We start from the raw sequence: 1,787 nt of genomic DNA on the forward strand, positions 1-1,787 counted from the left end.
CCCTTGAGCCGCACCCAGGCCGCCTCCGTCGGAGTGATCGGAATCGCCGACAACAGGGTCACCGGTTCATTGGGCGCGGGCAGTTCGACGTCGTCGATGTCGCTGGGCCCCAATAGGACTGCGGTGAACGGCGCGGACTCCCAGAGCGGCGTCTCGAGATCGACGAGGGCATCGGGTACCAGCACCAGACCCTCGACGGCAGGCGCGGCGGCGACCACCGCGATCGACCGCGCCAGGCCGGTGGGCGTCGGGCCGCGCAGCGCTACCACGACCTCCGCGCGCGGACCACTCGCCGAGTCGACGACCATCTCGGTCGGGTCGAGCATCGGATGTCGCGAACACCCAAGCGACACATGGTGATGGGCGCCGTCCGAATCGGGCCCGAAGCGCAGCACGTCGATCGACTCGGCGCCGAGAAACGTCACGCTCGCGACCGCGGGTTCACCCTCGACGCCGATCCGGTCGAAGTGCTCGCGCAGTCGGGCGCGGACCTCGACCAGAACGTCGGTCACTCGGCGGGCGGGATCGACAGGTTCACGCCCGTGTCCGCGTCGAACAGCGTGATCTTGGCGGTGTCGAAGGCGAGCTCGGCCGTCTGACCAGCGACCGCCTTCGACTCAGCGGGAACCCTTGCCGTGAACTGGTTTTCACTGGACCCGGACTCGACTGTCAACTCCGCCAGCAGCGCCGCCTGCGCACTCTCGCCCTCGGTGTGGAAGTGCACGTACTTGTCGGCGCCGAGGGATTCGACCAGGTCCACGTTCACCTGGAAGGTCAAGGCCCTGATTCGCGCGTAGGTGTCGATCATCGCGGCGTCCTCCAGATGCTCTGGGCGGACGCCGACGATCACGTTGGCGGGCGTGGGATGTCGCGCCAGCATGTCGTGGACCTCGGAGGTCAGGGTGATCTCCCCGAACGGCAGTCGCACCCCGACGTCGGTGAGCGACGCCGGGAAGAAGTTCATCGCGGGAGACCCGATGAACCCGGCGACGAAGAGGTTCGCCGGACGGTGGTACAGCTCATCGGGCGTGCCGATCTGCTGGGCGACTCCCGCCAGCATGACGACGACGCGGTCCCCCAGCGTCATGGCCTCCGTCTGGTCGTGCGTGACGTAGACGGTGGTGGTGCCCAGCCGGTTCTGCAGCCGCGCGATCTCGGCCCGCATCTGCACGCGCAGTTTCGCGTCGAGGTTGCTCAATGGCTCATCCATCAGGAAGGCCTTGGGATTACGGACGATTGCGCGCCCCATCGCGACGCGCTGCCGCTGACCGCCCGACAGCTGAGCCGGTTTGCGGTCCAGCAGCTCGGTCAGGTCGAGGATCTTGGCGGTCTCGTCCACCTTGGTGGCGATGTCGGCCTTGCTCGTCTTGGCCAGGGTGAGCGGGAAGGCGATGTTCTGCCGGACGGTCATGTGCGGATAGAGCGCGTACGACTGAAACACCATCGCGATGTCGCGGTCCTTGGGCGCCTTCTCGTTGACCCGGTCGCCACCGATGCGCAACTCACCGGAGCTGATGTCCTCGAGCCCGGCAATCATGTTCAGCGTGGTCGACTTTCCGCAACCCGAAGGCCCCACCAGGATGATGAACTCGCCGTCGGCGATGGTGATCGACAGATCCTTCACTGCCGCAGCGCCATCTGCGTAACTCTTGGATACGTTCTCCAACACGATCTCGGCCATGGACTATCCCTTCACCGCACCGGACGTCAGACCGGCAACGATCCGTCGTTGGAAGATTAGTACGAAGATGACGATCGGCACCGTGATCACCATCGCACCTGCGGCG

The 1,787-nt window shown here is 66.0% G+C and carries 2 protein-coding genes and 1 pseudogene; all 3 read right to left on the reverse strand.

From position 1 onward, the window contains the following. Positions 1-512, reverse strand: a 512-nt coding sequence (locus tag ACRDUX_RS39285; RefSeq protein WP_526422705.1) for a suppressor of fused domain protein, incomplete at its 3' end; no start/stop codon positions are given. Further along, a complete protein-coding gene (locus ACRDUX_RS39290; RefSeq protein ID WP_526422707.1) occupies positions 509-1,681 on the reverse strand; it encodes an ABC transporter ATP-binding protein in 1,173 nt (390 codons plus the stop codon). The genes ACRDUX_RS39285 and ACRDUX_RS39290, both read right to left, overlap by 4 nt. A 3-nt stretch (positions 1,682-1,684) precedes the next feature. Then, positions 1,685-1,787 (reverse strand): annotated as a pseudogene (locus ACRDUX_RS39295) (carbohydrate ABC transporter permease); the annotation flags it as partial.

The sequence above is a fragment of the Mycobacterium sp. genome (genome assembly GCF_050701675.1).
GTDB lineage: Bacteria > Actinomycetota > Actinomycetes > Mycobacteriales > Mycobacteriaceae > Mycobacterium.